Source organism: Nocardia sp. NPDC004278 (genome assembly GCF_053602975.1).
On record NZ_JBSGEQ010000002.1, the window covers coordinates 158,825 to 173,772 of the forward strand.

The 14,948-nt window shown below is 63.6% G+C and carries 17 protein-coding genes and 1 pseudogene; 10 read left to right on the forward strand and 8 right to left on the reverse strand.

Annotation, left to right across the window (positions count from 1 at the left end):
* The first annotated feature begins 25 nt into the window (after positions 1–25).
* From ACWEO2_RS03335 to ACWEO2_RS03345, 3 genes are all read left to right on the forward strand, one after another.
* Positions 26–742, forward strand: coding sequence for a hypothetical protein (locus tag ACWEO2_RS03335; protein WP_452403860.1), 717 nt, complete (start codon positions 26–28; stop codon positions 740–742).
* The gene (locus ACWEO2_RS03340) at positions 739–1,185 is read left to right on the forward strand and encodes a tyrosine-type recombinase/integrase (RefSeq protein WP_452403861.1); all 447 of its coding nucleotides are present in this window, start codon (positions 739–741) and stop codon (positions 1,183–1,185) included. Before ACWEO2_RS03335 ends, ACWEO2_RS03340 begins: the two co-directional genes overlap by 4 nt.
* 589 nt (positions 1,186–1,774) lie before the next feature.
* Positions 1,775–3,406, forward strand: coding sequence for an MFS transporter (locus ACWEO2_RS03345; protein ID WP_452404145.1), 1,632 nt, complete (start codon positions 1,775–1,777; stop codon positions 3,404–3,406).
* Between the two features lie 232 nt (positions 3,407–3,638).
* On the opposite strand, the pseudogene ACWEO2_RS03350 reads toward ACWEO2_RS03345, so the two are convergent.
* Positions 3,639–3,953: pseudogene (locus ACWEO2_RS03350) on the reverse strand (DUF4158 domain-containing protein); the annotation flags it as partial.
* 46 nt (positions 3,954–3,999) lie between these two features.
* Positions 4,000–4,167 (reverse strand): hypothetical protein, encoded by a 168-nt coding sequence (locus ACWEO2_RS03355; protein ID WP_452403862.1) that lies wholly within the window; start codon positions 4,165–4,167, stop codon positions 4,000–4,002.
* Here ACWEO2_RS03355 and ACWEO2_RS03360 point away from each other — a divergent pair.
* From ACWEO2_RS03360 to ACWEO2_RS03370, 3 genes are all read left to right on the forward strand, one after another.
* Entirely contained in the window at positions 4,166–4,735 is a 570-nt protein-coding gene (locus ACWEO2_RS03360) for an SMI1/KNR4 family protein (RefSeq protein WP_452403863.1), read from the forward strand. The two genes, ACWEO2_RS03355 and ACWEO2_RS03360, sit on opposite strands and share 2 nt — an antisense overlap.
* Before the next feature lie 395 nt (positions 4,736–5,130).
* Positions 5,131–6,021 carry a tetratricopeptide repeat protein gene (locus ACWEO2_RS03365; RefSeq protein ID WP_452403864.1) on the forward strand — a complete coding sequence of 297 codons (891 nt, stop codon included), beginning with the start codon at positions 5,131–5,133 and terminating at the stop codon, positions 6,019–6,021.
* Between the two features lie 664 nt (positions 6,022–6,685).
* The gene (locus ACWEO2_RS03370; RefSeq protein WP_452403865.1) at positions 6,686–7,123 is read left to right on the forward strand and encodes a hypothetical protein; all 438 of its coding nucleotides are present in this window, start codon (positions 6,686–6,688) and stop codon (positions 7,121–7,123) included.
* A 121-nt stretch (positions 7,124–7,244) separates the two neighbouring features.
* Here ACWEO2_RS03370 and ACWEO2_RS03375 read toward each other — a convergent pair whose 3' ends face one another.
* Entirely contained in the window at positions 7,245–7,391 is a 147-nt protein-coding gene (locus ACWEO2_RS03375; RefSeq protein WP_452403866.1) for a hypothetical protein, read from the reverse strand.
* Between the two features lie 27 nt (positions 7,392–7,418).
* On the opposite strand from ACWEO2_RS03375, the gene ACWEO2_RS03380 reads away from it, so the two are divergent.
* Positions 7,419–7,511: a hypothetical protein gene (locus ACWEO2_RS03380; RefSeq protein ID WP_452403867.1), complete on the forward strand. Its 93-nt coding sequence runs from the start codon at positions 7,419–7,421 to the stop codon at positions 7,509–7,511.
* Between the two features lie 207 nt (positions 7,512–7,718).
* On the opposite strand, the gene ACWEO2_RS03385 is transcribed toward ACWEO2_RS03380, so the two are convergent.
* The 3 genes from ACWEO2_RS03385 to ACWEO2_RS03395 form a co-directional block, all read right to left on the reverse strand.
* Positions 7,719–10,001, reverse strand: coding sequence for an ATP-binding cassette domain-containing protein (locus tag ACWEO2_RS03385; RefSeq protein WP_452403868.1), 2,283 nt, complete (start codon positions 9,999–10,001; stop codon positions 7,719–7,721).
* Positions 10,002–10,190: 189 nt separating this feature from the next.
* Positions 10,191–10,427 (reverse strand): hypothetical protein, encoded by a 237-nt coding sequence (locus ACWEO2_RS03390; protein ID WP_452403869.1) that lies wholly within the window; start codon positions 10,425–10,427, stop codon positions 10,191–10,193.
* Positions 10,424–10,546, reverse strand: coding sequence for a hypothetical protein (locus ACWEO2_RS03395; RefSeq protein WP_452403870.1), 123 nt, complete (start codon positions 10,544–10,546; stop codon positions 10,424–10,426). The genes ACWEO2_RS03390 and ACWEO2_RS03395 overlap by 4 nt, the downstream gene beginning before the upstream one ends.
* 378 nt (positions 10,547–10,924) lie before the next feature.
* Here ACWEO2_RS03395 and ACWEO2_RS03400 point away from each other — a divergent pair, with 378 nt between their 5' ends.
* From ACWEO2_RS03400 to ACWEO2_RS03410, 3 genes are all read left to right on the forward strand, one after another.
* The gene (locus ACWEO2_RS03400) at positions 10,925–11,833 is read left to right on the forward strand and encodes a helix-turn-helix domain-containing protein (protein ID WP_452403871.1); all 909 of its coding nucleotides are present in this window, start codon (positions 10,925–10,927) and stop codon (positions 11,831–11,833) included.
* Positions 11,823–12,029, forward strand: a complete 207-nt coding sequence (locus ACWEO2_RS03405; RefSeq protein WP_452403872.1) for a DUF397 domain-containing protein — start codon at positions 11,823–11,825, stop codon at positions 12,027–12,029. Before ACWEO2_RS03400 ends, ACWEO2_RS03405 begins: the two co-directional genes overlap by 11 nt.
* A gap of 75 nt (positions 12,030–12,104) precedes the next feature.
* The gene (locus ACWEO2_RS03410) at positions 12,105–12,314 is read left to right on the forward strand and encodes a DUF397 domain-containing protein (RefSeq protein ID WP_452403873.1); all 210 of its coding nucleotides are present in this window, start codon (positions 12,105–12,107) and stop codon (positions 12,312–12,314) included.
* A gap of 321 nt (positions 12,315–12,635) precedes the next feature.
* Here ACWEO2_RS03410 and ACWEO2_RS03415 read toward each other — a convergent pair whose 3' ends face one another.
* Complete coding sequence (locus ACWEO2_RS03415; protein ID WP_452403874.1) at positions 12,636–13,502, reverse strand: class I SAM-dependent methyltransferase; 867 nt, start codon at positions 13,500–13,502, stop codon at positions 12,636–12,638.
* A 352-nt stretch (positions 13,503–13,854) separates the two neighbouring features.
* Positions 13,855–14,742, reverse strand: coding sequence for a TIGR03621 family F420-dependent LLM class oxidoreductase (locus ACWEO2_RS03420; protein ID WP_452403875.1), 888 nt, complete (start codon positions 14,740–14,742; stop codon positions 13,855–13,857).
* Positions 14,743–14,948: the final 206 nt, after the last annotated feature.

Consider the following 14,948-nt stretch of genomic DNA (forward strand, 5'->3'; position numbering starts at 1 on the left):
CCGAACATCAGTGATGAATGGGTTGGTGGAGCTTCCCCGTCTCGGTGCGGTTGTGGCCGGGCCGGGGAGGCTCCCGCCGTTCCTGGTTGTTGACGAGCACCGGGTGCCGGTGGAACCGGCGGTTGGGTATCTGCGGGATCTGGCGTTGAGCGACGTCAGTCCGCTCACGTGCCGCAGCTACGGCTACGACCTGCTGCGATGGCATCGGCTGTTGTGGCTGCTCGACGTCCCATGGGACAAGGCCACGGAATCCGAGGTGAGAGTGCTGGTCGGCTGGCTCCGCACAGCACCCAACTACCAGCGGCAACGCCGCCAGCCCGGTACGCCGGAGCTGGGAGCGGTGAACGTCCGCACGGGCAAGCAGTCGTTGAAGGCGTGCTACGCGCCCAGGACGATCAACCACTGCCTGACGGTGTTGTGGGGCTTCTACGACTTCCACGCCGGCTTCGGCCGCGGCCCGGTCCTCAACCCGGTGCCGCAGTCGGCGGCCAGGCGGCAAGCCATGGCGCACCACAGCCCACTGGAGCCGAAGCCCGTTGTCCGCCGGGCACGGTTGCGACAACGAGTTCCCAAAGCGCAGCCGAGGTCGATTCCCGACCGAATGTGGGACGAACTGTTCGACGAGATGGGATGCGACCGGGATCGAGCGCTGCTGCTGTTCTACGTTTCCAGCGGAGCCCGAGCCAGTGAACTGCTTGGCCTGCTGCTCGACGACACTGCGGTGGACAGCGAATCTGGGTGATCTCCAAGGGATCCCGAGCACGCGAAGATATCCCTGCCGATCGCCGAGCGTTTCTCTATCTGGCCAGCTACCTGGAACAAGACGGGCCGCCCGCGCCTGGTCAGCCGGTATTCCGGACCGTTCGGGGGGAGTCGCGCCCACTCACCTATTGGGCGATGAGGCGAATCCTGCAGCGGGCCAACGCCAAGCTGGGCACGAACTGGACTCTGCACGACTTGCGGCACACCGCCGCGGTCCGCCTGGTCAGCGATGCGACGATCCCTATCGCCGAGGTCCAGGCCATCCTGCGGCACGCGCACATCACCACGACCAGCATCTACACCCACGTCCGCGTCGAGGACATGTTCGATCGTCTCCAAGAGCACTACGCCCGGCCGCGACCGGAGCCGACCCATCCCACCGGTTACAGCGCCGACGATGTTGCGACGGTGTTCGGTGCCTAGATACGCGACTACGCCTACGTCATTCATCACCCGTTCCCACCGTCGTCCAGCAGTCCCGCAAAGGCCCGGTGACGAGCAGGCGGATCTATTCGTCCTCGACATCGAACCCGCTCCCGCGCCGGCGAAGTCGCCTTAAGTAGCCGAGTTGCGTGCGTTCATCATCGGGGGGCTGTGGCGTATTGGTTATTGCTCGGGCCGGAATCAGGGGCGGCGAGGTGGCAATCGGGGCTACCGAAACGCCCCATCGACGGCGCGCTGCGTGTCGGTGGCGGCACAAGCGATCTCCGCAACCCCCTCGACCGAGGACGGCACCGTTGCCGAGAAGTGCGACGTCGAGACCCACCGAAACCTCAAAAAGTCCGCCATAGGGCATAAAAACCGCTCATATGCAAATGAGTTCAAGGGCATAAGATCCGTTGAGATGCAATCCGTCATAGGTCATAAAATCTGCTGGGATGCAAATACGTCACAGGGCATGGAATTCGTCCAGATGCAATTGATTGGATAAATATCTCAGTAATTGATTGGGGCGTGATGATTGTTTACGGTCCAGTCGTCAGGTTCTCTCCGATCGAATCCAAGGGTGTTCATGACCGCGTCCCCAACGTTGCCGAAGTTCAGGCAGCATTTGATCCTTGCTGTTCTCATGTTCTCCCAGCTGGTGATCTGGCTGGACAACACCATCCTCAGTGTCGCCTTGGAAACTCTTGCGGACCCGGTCAGCGGACTGGGTGCCAGCCCGGCCGAGCTTCAATGGGCCACAGGCGCATACACTCTGGTCTTCGCCACCTTGATGTTCACCGCAGGCGCACTGGGCGATAGCTTCGGTCACCGGACTGTGCTCACAACTGGAATGGTGATCTTCGCAGGGGCCTCGATATGGGCAGCGTACGCAAGTGACCCAAGCCAACTAATTGCCGCCCGAGCCGCGATGGGAATAGGCGCCGCGCTGATCATGCCTGCCAATTTTGCCATCCTTTTGTGGACCTTCACCGGCCCCGCGCGGGCAACCGCGATCACCATTTCCTCGACAGCCGCCGGTGTCGGAATGGCTGCGGGCCCGGTGTTGGCGGGGCTCCTTCTCGGCCATTTTTGGTGGGGCTCGGCCTTCCTCGTCAACGTCCCGGTTGCGGTGCTGGCGTTGGCCGGGATCGCCATGCTGGTTCCTAATTTCCGCAGTCCCACCGTGCGGCCGCTGGACCCGGCTGGGATGTTGCTCTCGATCAGCGGACTCGCGGCGTTGGCTTACGGGCTGATCCGTGCGGGGCAGGTGGTCAACTGGAGCCGTCCGGATGTCTGGGCGCCGATCGGCGCCGGACTGGCCTTGTTGGTAGCTTTCGCACTCGTCGAACTGCGAATCAAGGCGCCCAGTTTCGATCCCCGACTGCTCGCGCAACGGGTATTCGGTGGCGGGAACGCGGCCATGGCATTGCTCTTCTTTTCTGTGGCTGCCATAACTTTTTATAACGCGTTTTATCTGCAAGGTGCACTTGGCTTCTCGCCGATGAAGGCAGGCTTGGCCAATGTCTCGACCGCAGTCGGCGCGGTCGTGGGTGCGCCCCTTGGCGCGCGTCTGGTTCGCCGCTGGTCGCTACGCCCTGTCGCCGTACCAGCGCTAACCGTGGCGGCGCTATCCATGGGCGCGGTCGGATTGCTCGGACTGCAGACCCCCCTCGTCTGGATCGAGATCATGTTGTTGGTCCAGGGTCTTTCGGTCGGCATGATGATGCCAGTGACGGGAGCACTGATCAGCATCCTGCCGTTGGAACGGGCCGGTGCCGGCTCGGCCGTCACCCACACTGCGCGACAGACCGGCAGCGTGATCGGGATCGCGGTAGGCGGCACGATCATGTCGATCGTGTATCGGCGCGCGATCGAACCCTCGCTGAGCGATGTACCCGAGCAGGTGCAGGACCAGGCGCGGGTTTCCGCCGAACAGGCCAGGCATGTCGCCACCGCGATTCACCGGCCCACTCTTGCGCAGGCTGCCGATAATGCGTTTATCCATGCCATGCACGTTGGCGCGGGCTGGATCATGCTCATTGCACTCTTCGGCGCAGCTGTGCTGGTATTCGCCTTGCGTCCTGTCGGGAAGCCGACGGGTCTGGCGCAGGAGCCGGCCGACGGTCGAGGAGGCAGCCGCTTCGCGACTGAGGCCACCCCCCATTCCGGGGCCGATAACCAGCCCGCTCATGAGAGCACTGACGTGGGCAACCGCTAACAGTTCGGAATGGCGTCGACAGGCAGCATGGCCGGTGACCTCGGTCGATGAGGCGCAGGCGACCTAGCGCACTACCCACCGACGAGGCCCCGGTGAAATAGCCAGTGGCAGCTGCCCATGTACCGGCGGAGTGGACGCATATCGCGTATTCGACAGCTTTGCCCGAGTGCCTTCGTTGCCCCGGATAATGGGCTGTTATCCGGGGCAAGAGGAAGAACGACCTGGGGCGCTGGGCCACGATCTCGGCCTGATGCTCGAACCGGGTCGTGCGCCGCACCACGTACTCACCCAGGCACGACGGGTCATCGATCTCCAGCTGCTCGGCGAGATAGGCCACCAGCTCCGCCGGTACATCCAGCGGATCGGCCAGGAACATCCCCAGGTAGCGGACCGTCACGGCCTGGACCGCGAACCCGAGCCGGTTGTAATCCCGGCGACGTGCCGCGATCAACCGCCGATCCTCATCATCCAGATAGAAGAACCGCTCCAACTCCACCCGCGACAACACACCGAACCGCCCGTAACCGGGCACACCATCGTCAATCACGCCGACATGAAATCACCAGCACAACAACCAGATTCAACCCGTCCGCTTACCGTGACTTTTCTCCCGGATGCTCCTCGACCCCCGAATAGCAGATTGTCAATCTGCGCGCGATGAAGGCTGGCGTGGCTGTGGCCGAAGGGATATCGGTGCCGTCTTCTAGGGTCGCCTCGTGGTTGCTTCTGAAATCGGCACATTCGATCAGGTTGTTGTCCATGTTGGCTGTGTACTCACCGGCAGCCCGAACCGCGTTGGGACCCCCGGCGACTCCCGACGAGCTCGCCCGGCTGGAGACTGATCTCGGATTCGTCCTGCACCCGGATTTGCGGGCACTGCTCGAGCGGAATAACGGACTTATCGAGACCAGACACGGTGATTTCATCGAGCAGCCGGGTGCGTTCCTGCCACTGAGGTATCAACTGCTGGATACCGCTGTGATCGCTTCGGACCACCGGTGGTGCGTCGGGTTCGGTGCCGAGAACATCGCGTCGGGGCTGCGTGAGGACAGCCTTTTCGGCCACGCTCACCAGTGGGTTCCGATCGCCCGTTCCATCGATGCCGGTGTCTTGTTCATCGACCACCGGCCGGAGCCGACCTACGGCCATGTCTACGAAGCGGGCATCGGTTCGGGCGCCATCGACGGAACCTTGTGGGGATCCAGCCTCGCTGCATTCTTCGACACTATCGCCAGTGTGCTCAACGCCCGAACCGACTTCCAGGATTTCCGACCCGAGGTCTACGAGTCGGAGTTGTCCGAGGAGACGCTCCTGACCTCGGTGCTGTAATCGACTATTTAGAGACTGATGGGAGGGCTATCAGGTCCTGACGCCCAGGATCGCTCGGACACAAACGATGCTCGTTGATGACTGAACCGCACCAAGGGGTTCGCGCAAGGCCACACGACGCCGAGGCCGCAGGGTCGATGACCTGCGGCCTCGGTGTGCAGTGGGCCTAACGCTCCACAACGCGAACACCCTGGGCTGTCGGGCCGCAGATCCGGGTCCAACCGGTCGGCACCCGCACGGCGAGCGCGGTTCGATAGCGGCAAGCCGTCGAGCGGCAGGCCACTGTGGTGCGACTGTGGACCGCCCGCTCAGCGGCATGAGCGGATGTGTCAAAATTCGTTCGCCCCAAGTATTTCGGGCCCGGACAGTCACTTCTCGTCCGATACCGTCGTTGGATGTCTCTCGACATCACCCTGGCGAACGTGTTGGCCCACTGCGGCGGCGATCCCGAACAGGCCGCCCGCCACCTGTCTCGCGCGATCGCAACCGCGCCGAGCGACCCCGCGGCTTACGCGGCCGCGGTCGAGCTACTGCCCGAACTCGGCGAGTTGTCCGCCGACGACCCGAGCGTCGCGCCGATCCTGGCATTCCGCCACTTCCTCGACGGCCGGATGGACGATGCCGCGCTCGCGCTCGGTGCGCTCAGCGGCGTCAGCCCGCGGATCGCATGGGCTGACGCTCCCTGGTTCTCCGAGGCGTCTTTCCTTTCAGGGGTGAGCACCGAAGCCCTGCGCGAGGCGGTATACCGACTCTTCGACCACACGGCGGTGCCTGCCGATGCCGCCGCCCGGCCCTGGCTGCGGGCGGTCGAGACGGTCAGGTCTCGGGCGGGTCTGGGCCCCGAAGACCTAGCCGGAATGGCGATCTCGCTCCGCATCTTGGGCCGAACCGACGAGTCGCTGGCTCTGTGCGACCGCGCCGACGCCGTGGGCCGAACCGTGCTGGCGGAGGTCGTTCGAGCCGGAACCTGGCGGCTGCTAGGGAACCACGACGAAACGGCCGCCGCATTCCGTCGTGCACTCGCTCTGGAACCGGACAACTGGTCACTCCATCTCGACCTGTCCGACCTGTACGCAGAGCAGGGCGACCATCCCGCCGCTCTCGCCGCTGCCCACGCGGGCCTGAGCCACGCCCCGAACGAACCCAAGTTGCTCGCCGCTCGCGCAGCCCACCATGCTCGTCTTGCCCGTACCGCCGAAGCACTTCGTGAATTCGAGCGCCTGGCCTCCGACATCGATCCCGCCTACTGCCAATGGCTCCGCGAACAGGCCACAGGCGCAGCCTGAGAACACCGCCAGCACAGAGCCCGCCGCGTCTGCAACATCGACCCGTTCGTCGCACGTCGATTCCCAAACACGACCCGACGCCGATGAGACACTCTTCGTCATCGCCCGCACCATCGGCTGGATTGCGCGAGTACAACGAGCCGCCATTGCGATTCCGGCCCACCAGCCACACACCCGAACCAATCGGATGGAATGCACTCAATATGGCATGAGCGGATGTCGGCGGACGGCGCCCGCTGGGGACACACTGAGATAGGGGACGCAAGCCTCGCCGGATCGACGGAGCCGGCCGGGCTGCTTGATCGGGTGTTCGCGCAATGCGGGCTTGTGGAGCTAAGGGGAATCGAACCCGTGACCTTCTCGGTACCGCCGAAGGCGGCTGACGCGACCAACCATCCACTATCAACCGCAGGCGAAAATAGTAGCTTGAACAGGTAATACATCAACTACCGACGATCTCGTCCCGGGTGAAGATCTTGGCCGGATCTGACGGTCCGCGACTTGGGTGTCGGGCGGACGGGCCATCGACGCGGACTGAACGCGCGTGGTGATGGCAATGAGCGGGCGCTCGCTCCTATCAAATCAAACTGAGGTGGAAGCTGACGGAGGCTGGGATGATGGGAGGGTTGGCATCCTTCGAACGAGCATCGACGGGAGAACAACCATGTTCAACAGTTCGCTTCGCTCGGATCTTGCGTTTGTCACTGGAGTAGTCGGCTGCTGCGCAGGAATCCTCGCTGCAACCGCAACCGCCCAGCCAGCCACATCGATCACTGTCGAGCCTGAACTCGGCTACAACGTCACCGCGTTGACTATCAACGGATCGGCTACTTGTGATGGCGGTGGAACCGCCGGAGTCGATGTTGTGGACGGCTCGCTCGAACAAATGATGCAAGGTGATCTAGGTGGCCCGATCACCGTGCAACTCGACGGACCGGTCATGGTCGACTGCGATAGCACAGCGCACACCTGGTCGGGCAATCTCGTCGCGCCCGGTCGCACACTGCCCAACGAATCTGGTGGCACGGTCACGGTCACACTCAGCCAAGGCCAGACCGTCATTGCATCAACCGGCCCGCAGTCGGTTCGCATCGCGCGCTGAACAATCGCCTCGCCGAGCATCGGGCTGCGAACCGCCATCGCGGCGGGCGCTGAAACCCGGTAGTGCGTGTCCGGACGGGGCATCGCGTTGTCCTGCCTCAACTCGTTGGCAGGGTGCGCGGTCAAGTGCGACGAGGTGTCCCGTCCCACCGCCATGTTGTGAGCTGTGGATGGCCGGGGAGTTCGGCACGTCCGGTGGCCCACAGCAGGGTGGTCCACGGCTCGGTGGAGTCCGGCGCATCGGGAAATAGCCGGGCGAGTGCCCGCACGCACAGATCGGCAGGCGGGTATACGGCGTGGCCGTGAACCCCGCCCGCGACCTCTTCGTTACCGACAGCGGCAACATTAGGGTGTTGAAGCTGCCCGCGGCGGCTGTTCGCGGTCACTGAATCTGCCGATGTTGGCATCATCGCTGGACACTCTCGGCGGCGGCGAAGTAGTACATCGATCGCCTGGACGCGATCACCCCATCCAGAACGCAGCGGTGTCGGCCTGGCCGAGTCCTGCCTATCGACGAGCAGGGCCTGATCGGGCGCGGCCCTCAGACCCTGTTCATCGGCATCGGCCCCCTGCCGCCGTCGGCCGCGCCCGCTTACTCAGGCGCCCTTGTACTTTCGCAGGTATTCACCTGTCAGTGATGTCGGGTGTGTCAGCAGCTCGGCGGGGGTGCCGGTGAAGACGATTTCGCCGCCGGCTTTTCCGCCGTCGGGGCCGAGGTCGATGACCCAGTCGGAATGGGCTACCACGTCGAGGTTGTGTTCGATGACCACTACCGTGTTGCCGCGGTCGACCAAGCCGTCCATCAGGGCGAGCAGCGTATCCACATCCGACATGTGCAGGCCGGTGGTCGGTTCGTCGAGAACGTAGGTGGTGCCGGTGTTCTGGAGTTGGGTGGCCAGTTTGATGCGTTGGCGCTCACCGCCGGAAAGGGTGCTCATTGCCTGACCGAGGCTCAGATAGTCGAGGCCGACCTCGTTCATCGTGCGCAATTTCGTGACGAGTGCCTTTTCGGTGAAGAAGTTCAGTGCCTCTTCCGCCGACAGTTCCAGCACATCGGCAATCGACCTGCCGCGCAGCGTCAATGCCAGCACCTCGTCGGAGAACCGACGCCCGTCGCACGCATCGCAGTGGGTGGTCACCGGGTCCATATAGGCGATCTCGGTAATGATCACGCCGCGGCCCTCGCACTGCTTACAGGCACCGGTCGAGTTGAAACTGAACAGGCCGGGCGACTCACCGGTCGCCTTCGCGAAGAGCTTCCTGATCGGATCCATCAGCCCCAGATAGGTTGCCGGAGTCGAGCGGGACGAGGCGGCGATCGCCGACTGGTCGACGAAGATGGCGTCGGGATGCTCGCGTATGAACACATCCCGGATGAGGCTGCTCTTTCCGGATCCGGCGACCCCGGTGATCGAGGTCAGGATGCCGGTCGGGATCGCGACCGTAACATCCTTGAGGTTGTGTGCGTTCGCGTGCTCGATCAGCAACTCGCCGTTGGACTTTCGGAATATCTGCTTGACGGTGAACGGCCTGCGCAATCCGGCGCCGGTCGGCGTATCCGCGGTACGCAGGTCCTCGAAGCTGCCTTCGAACACCACCTGTCCGCCGTGCAGGCCGGCCCGCGGCCCGACATCGACAATATGGTCGGCGATCTGGATGACATCGGGATCGTGTTCGACCACGAGCACCGTATTGCCCTTATCCCGCAACGCCTTCAGCAGGTTGTTCAACCGCCCGACATCGCGCGGATGCAGTCCGACGCTCGGCTCGTCGAAGATGTAGGTCATCCCGATCAATGTGCTGGACAAGTGTTTGATCATCTTGAGCCGCTGCCCCTCACCGCCGGACAGTGTGGCGGTCGGGCGATCCAGGCTGAGATACCCGAGCCCGATATCGGTTACTCGCCGCAGCGCGGTCCGGATGGCGGCGGCCAGCCCGAGTGCGGCCGGATCGCTGATCTCGTCGAGCACCGCCATCAGATCGGTGATCTGCAGACCTGACCAGTCGGCTATATTGCGGCCGTCGATCTTCGTGGCCAGCGCCGCGGGGTTGAGCCGGGCGCCGTCGCAGGATGGGCAGACGCCCTCGGTGAGGAACTTCTGCATCTGTTCACGCGTCTTCTCGCTGAGCGTCGAGGTGTCGCGTTGCAATCGGGTGCGGGTGAATTTGGCCGCCAGCCCTTCGTAATTCGCCTTCCAGGTGCCCTTGCTGAAGGTCAGTTCCACCTTGCCGCCGGTGCCGTAGAGCAGCTCGGTGAACTCTTCCTCGGTGTAATCGGCCAGCTTCTTGTCCGGGTCGAATCGCCCTGACTTGCCGTACATCTGCCACTCTCCGCTGCCGACGGCATAGCCGGGCAGCAGGATCGCCCCCTCGTTGAGTGACTTGGTCCGGTCGAGCAGCCGATCCGGATCGGCCCGCACCGTGACCCCGAGTCCGTCGCAGTCCGGGCACATGCCCTGCGGCACATTGAACGAGTAGTTGTAGACGAATCCGGCCGAGGGCGAACCGAATCGGGCGAACATGGCGCGCACCATCGAGTAGATATCGGTCATCGTGCCCACGGTCGAGCGCGGACCGCCGCCGACGGGCTGCTGGTCGATAATGACCGGGGCCGTCAGATTCTCCATCGCCTCGGCGTGCGGACGCTCGTAGCGCGGCAGGAAGTTGAGAATGAACGCGGGAAACGTCGCATAGAGCTGACGCTGGGACTCCACGGCAATGGTGTCGAACACGATCGACGATTTCCCCGAGCCGGAGACACCGGTGAATACGGTGATCTTGTTCTTCGGGATCTCCAACGACACATTGCGCAGATTGTGCTCGCTGGCACCGAGCAGGCGGATGACATCGGTCGCGGCGACGGAATCGGCAGAAGGCATGCCGACCACCATGCCATGGACTACCGACAAAATGTCGGGGGAAATGTGATGTAGATCACAATAATACAGTCTCTGCATGGAACGCCGACTAGGGCTTGACCAGTGCATTCTTCGGCTGCCGCCGGGAAAGTCGAACGGTTCGACGGATTCCGTTGGCGCTCTTGGATTTCGTCATCTTCGGGTCTCATCTCATGAGCCGAGGAACAAGCGTTCGCACGGAAGGCGCGGATAGCGACTGGTGTCGACGAGGTCGACGGTGACCGCGTCGGCGTAATGCTGCATCCGGTGCTCGTGCGTGAATATCAGCGCGGCGGTAAGGCAGGCGGCGTAGTCGAAGCGCACGCCGTGTAGGAACACGCTGAGGTGGACATCCGGTTCGTCGGGACGAGGCGAAACGCCTTCTGGGCCTCGGGGTTGCCCGCTCATGGCGCCTCGATGTCGCGAATATCGGTGGGCTGCATGGTGGTTGCGTCGGCCGCGTCGAGCTCGGCGTCCGAGTCGGAAGTCCATCCGTCCTCGTCGACCGGCATTTGCGAGCCATCCACTCTGTGAAGCATCGGACGACTGTCGACGGGAGCGCAGTCGAGTTTCTGCTGGGTGTCTTCGTGAAAGTCCGCAAGCAGACGACGCACGGATGGAGCTATTGGCGGGCCAGCCCACTCACGGACCGCGAGCGCCACCTGCTCGACCAGATCGGGCGGTGCGCCGCAGTACGCGGCTGGCGGCCCGGTGAACGGATCTCGTTGTGGAAGCTCTCGTTTCGGCGTGGACATGACGCAAGGTTGTGTGAAGTGCTGATGTTGGGCGGGGCACAACCACGAGCTGCCGAAATCTCCGCGAATCCCCTGAATCCTTCTCGTGAGACGCATAGGGTGCCTCTCGAAACGAGAGGATCGGTTCGGCTGAATGAGAGGGTGGGGCAGATGGCGGAAGACGAACTCGAGGACACCGGAACCACGTTGCCCCGCAGGCAGCTTGGTCGATTGCTGCGAGATGCGCGCACAGCAACGGGAATGAGCCTGGAGGAGGCGGCGGTGCTCGTGCAGTGGAGCAGACCGACGCTGAGTCGCCTCGAACGGGGTGAGACCGAAAAGGTGAAGGTCCGAGATGTCTTGGCGCTCTGCGAGGTGTACGGACTCAGTGAGGAAAGAACGGGCGTCGCACGGGGCCTCGCCGAGCTGGCACCGGTAAAGTCGTGGTGGCATGCCTACAGTGATCTGATCCCGGCGTGGGCCAACTTGTATGTCGGATTAGAGTCCAGCGCAAAGGTTTTGACGATCTTCCAGCCTCTGATGGTGCACGGCCTGCTGCAAACCGCCGACTATGCACGAGCAATTGACAGGCTCTACTTCCCGGACGATACCGACGATGAAATCGAACGGCGTGTACAGGTGCGTGTTCAGCGACAGCGCATTCTGACCCGTTCACGCGAACCCACCGCAGTGTCAGTCATCTTGCATGAAAACGTGCTGCGGACAGTGGTCGGCGATCATGCGCTGATGGCCGCGCAGGCGCGCCACATCGCCGACATGGGCACACACGACAACATCGAGATCCGCGTGATGCCATTCCGCGCGGGAATCCCGCTCGGTGCAGCGCCGCCACCGTTCACAATCATGGACTTCGGTCGTGACATGCGCGGCCAACAGGTGGTGGAACCGTCCCAGGTCTACTGCGAGGGTTACGCGGGTAGCGCCTATCTTGAGAGGAGGGCGGATGTGCTGATGTTTCGCAAGGCTTTCCGCAAGCTCCACCATGCGAGCATGGACCCTCGTCCGAGCCGCGACATGTTGAGAGAGATAGCAGCAAGGAGACACGGGAATGAACGTTGACCTAACCGGCGCTCAGTGGTTCAAGTCGAGCCGTAGCCAGGGAGGATCTGACTGTGTCGAAGTTGCCTTCCTCGAACAAGGACATGTCGGGATCCGAGACTCCAAGAACCCGACCGGCCCCGCGCTGGTCTTCACGCCTGGCGAGTGGGACGCCTTCACGGCTGGCGTGAACGACGGCGAATTCGACCGGACGTAGGCCGAGGTAGCAGACGGCCCCAGCTTTCTCTGGGGCCGTCTGCATGCCCGGTCCATCCCGTCAGGAGTTGTGACAGTGAACATTGATATCGACCTAACCGGGGCGCAGTGGTTCAAGTCCCGACGCAGCGAAGCCGGAAAAGACTGTGTTGAAGTGGCCTTCCTCGACGACGGCCATGTCGGTATGCGGGACTCGAAGAACCCGACCGATCCCGCGCTGGTGTTCACTCCATCCGAATGGGACGCCTTCACCGCAGGCATGAAAGACAGCGAATTCGACCAGTGATGGTGCCTGTGGACATCACCCGGCACGGGGGCGCGTTAATTGGTTGAGCCACTGACGTTTTCTCAGCGTTGATCATGGGAGACGCCGGCGTCCCGGGCCAGGCAGTGCACGCAGCCGCGCTCGCGGAACCAGCGAAGGACGAGCACGGCCTGGCGGAAGGGCCGAGTGTGCGGGATGCCGATGCGCCGTCGGTGGCGGCCAGCAGACGGGACTGGTGCTCCACGACGTGGCGCGCGATGTCGAGCGGGCAGCATAGGTGACCAAGGTGGGGCCGCTGGCTCAGCCGACGATCTTGTGAGAGAGCCTGTCCCACCAGAGGTTTCACGTCTGTCTGGGCACAGGCCCGCATGCCCGATCCGCGCTGGATCGAGTGGCTCGAGCCTTCTCGGCGCGGATCGAATAGGTGAGGGGGATCCGCGGAGCGCCTTCAGGATGCCGGTAGATCTCGCCGTCGTGGCACTCGAGCGACTGGCGTTGAAGGTAGAAGGTGTGGTCGTGCTCGTGGAGGAACTGGATCCGTAGCCCGGCTCCGGCGATCGCCGAGACAACCGTCGACAGACTGTGCCGCCACTCGACGGTCTCGTTGTGCTCGGTCATCGCCGCCTCGTCGGCGTAGGTGCCGGAGCCTCCCGAGGCTTCCGGACCTTCATCGAAGTAGTCATGCGTGACCGTGCTTCCGGTCTCATCGTCGAGGACGAAGCTGAAGGGATGGAACTCGGCAAGGTACAGACACCCAGTGGGAGCGAGTAGTTCAGCGACCACCGACGCCCAGCGGCTGATGTCGGGAAGCCAGTTCAGCGCCCCGAAGCTGGCATAGACAATGTCGAAGGTCTCCCTCCCGACCGCCGAGACCGCTTCGTAGACATCCGCGGTCAGGAAGCGCGCATCGATGCCGAGTTCGGTCGCGAGTTGTGAAGCTGCTTCGATCGCGGGTGCAGAGAAGTCCAGCCCGGTGACCTGTGCTCCTCGTGCCGCCCAGGACAGCGTGTCCCGGCCGAAGTGGCACTGCAGATGGATCAGGCTCTTGCCCCTGACATCTCCCACCTCGGCTGTCTCGAAGTCTTTCAGCGAATCGGGCCGGGCGCGGAACCCCTCCATGTCGTAGAAGGCAGCGCCCAGATGAACGGGCACCCGCTCGTCCCAGTACGCCTTGTTCAACTCCCGCCAGCGCCCTGCCAGGTCACCCATGAACCCGGACGATACATGGAGGCGGACTGGCGCACTGCGTTGCTGGACTCGCCAACCCTTTCGATGGTCACCAGCAGATCGAACGGCTCTCGAAAGCCAACTGCGGATGCGGGTGTGGGGACAGCTCCGCCAACGCACGATTGATCTTCGGCGTCCGCAGCGCGGCACGTGCGGGCTCTCCGGGAGTGACTGCCGCCGAGCTCGAGCAGCGCTGCTCCCCGCCGCACGTCACGCTCAGCCCCTGTCGAAACGGCGGCCTCGCCCGCACTGCATGCTCAACCGACTCTGAAATTGATCATCGCTGAGAAAATCTCATTGGTTTTGCACCGGAGGCAGTTTCACATGTTTGCGCTCAGCGCAGCAGTTCGATTACCGCGCCCATCGGCTCCATGCTGCTCTCGAGCACGGAGACATAGCTGAATCCGAACCGTTCCCGGCGCTCTTCCAATTGCCGCGCCATTTCCTTCGGCGTGCCGATCAGCAAGGCGGGCAACTCCTCTGGCCGGTCGGCGACATCGGTGGGTAGATGGGGCCCGTACAGTTCCAGTGCGGCCGACCGTTCCTCCGGCGGAACTACCCGCTGTAGCAGAATATTCAGCTCGACATCCTCGGCCCGCGCCCCGAGCAACTCCCGCAGGTACACCATCCGCGCATCGGTGGCGGCAGGCCCGACGAACTGCAGCGGTCCACCGTTGAACGCCGGGGCCGCACCGGGCAGGGCGACGATATCGGCATAGTCGGCCGCGACCCGCAGCAACCGATCGCCCCAACCGGCAATGACGAGCGGCGGGCCCGCTGGTTGCGCGGGACGCGGCTGGTACTCCGGATCGGCGAAAAATCGCCGCAGGGTCGCGGCGGTCGCCGCCAGCTGTTCGACCCGCTTGCCCGCGCTTTCGAAAGTGATTCCGGCCGTTTCGAATTCTTCTCGGACATATCCGGCGCCGAGTCCCAACTCCAGCCGTCCATCGGTGAGTTGATCGACCGTGGCTGCCTCGCGCGCCAAGAGTGTCGCGTTGTAGAACGGGGTATTCAATACGAACGTGGTCAGCCGAACCCGCTCGGTCGCCTCGGCCGCGAGCATCATTGCCGGAAAGGGTGCGGGCAATCCCAGGTGGTCGGCCACACCGACCACGTCGTACCCGAGTTCCTCGGCCCTGCGACACTTTCGTATCCACTCCGCCCGCGAAGCGGGAGCGAGCAGGGTGACACCGAACCGGAACTTGCCTCGCGCAGCCGTCACCCTTTCCTGTCTACCAGCGTGTGCGTCCAACCGCCGATCAACAGGGTGCGAGCGCCAGTCCCACCCGAACCATCCCGGCCAAGGTCACCACCGCCGCCAATGCCGGACCCGATCGCCGCAACCGGGCGGATCCGACGATCCTCCGCATGGCATTGCGCCATTGCCGCGCACCGGAGTTCGTTTCCGGTCCGCCTACCCAGCCAGCG

Excerpts from the sequence above, each read along its gene's own strand:
- ACWEO2_RS03345 (WP_452404145.1), top strand. The coding sequence starts at position 1,775 with ATGACCGCGTCCCCAACGTTGCCGAAGTTCAGGCAGCATTTGATCCTT.
- ACWEO2_RS03360 (WP_452403863.1), top strand. The coding sequence starts at position 4,166 with ATGTTGGCTGTGTACTCACCGGCAGCCCGAACCGCGTTGGGACCCCCG.
- ACWEO2_RS03355 (WP_452403862.1), bottom strand. The coding sequence starts at position 4,167 with ATGGACAACAACCTGATCGAATGTGCCGATTTCAGAAGCAACCACGAG.
- ACWEO2_RS03365 (WP_452403864.1), top strand. The coding sequence starts at position 5,131 with ATGTCTCTCGACATCACCCTGGCGAACGTGTTGGCCCACTGCGGCGGC.
- ACWEO2_RS03370 (WP_452403865.1), top strand. The coding sequence starts at position 6,686 with ATGTTCAACAGTTCGCTTCGCTCGGATCTTGCGTTTGTCACTGGAGTA.
- ACWEO2_RS03385 (WP_452403868.1), bottom strand. The coding sequence starts at position 10,001 with ATGCCTTCTGCCGATTCCGTCGCCGCGACCGATGTCATCCGCCTGCTC.
- ACWEO2_RS03390 (WP_452403869.1), bottom strand. The coding sequence starts at position 10,427 with ATGAGCGGGCAACCCCGAGGCCCAGAAGGCGTTTCGCCTCGTCCCGAC.
- ACWEO2_RS03400 (WP_452403871.1), top strand. The coding sequence starts at position 10,925 with ATGGCGGAAGACGAACTCGAGGACACCGGAACCACGTTGCCCCGCAGG.
- ACWEO2_RS03405 (WP_452403872.1), top strand. The coding sequence starts at position 11,823 with ATGAACGTTGACCTAACCGGCGCTCAGTGGTTCAAGTCGAGCCGTAGC.
- ACWEO2_RS03415 (WP_452403874.1), bottom strand. The coding sequence starts at position 13,502 with ATGGGTGACCTGGCAGGGCGCTGGCGGGAGTTGAACAAGGCGTACTGG.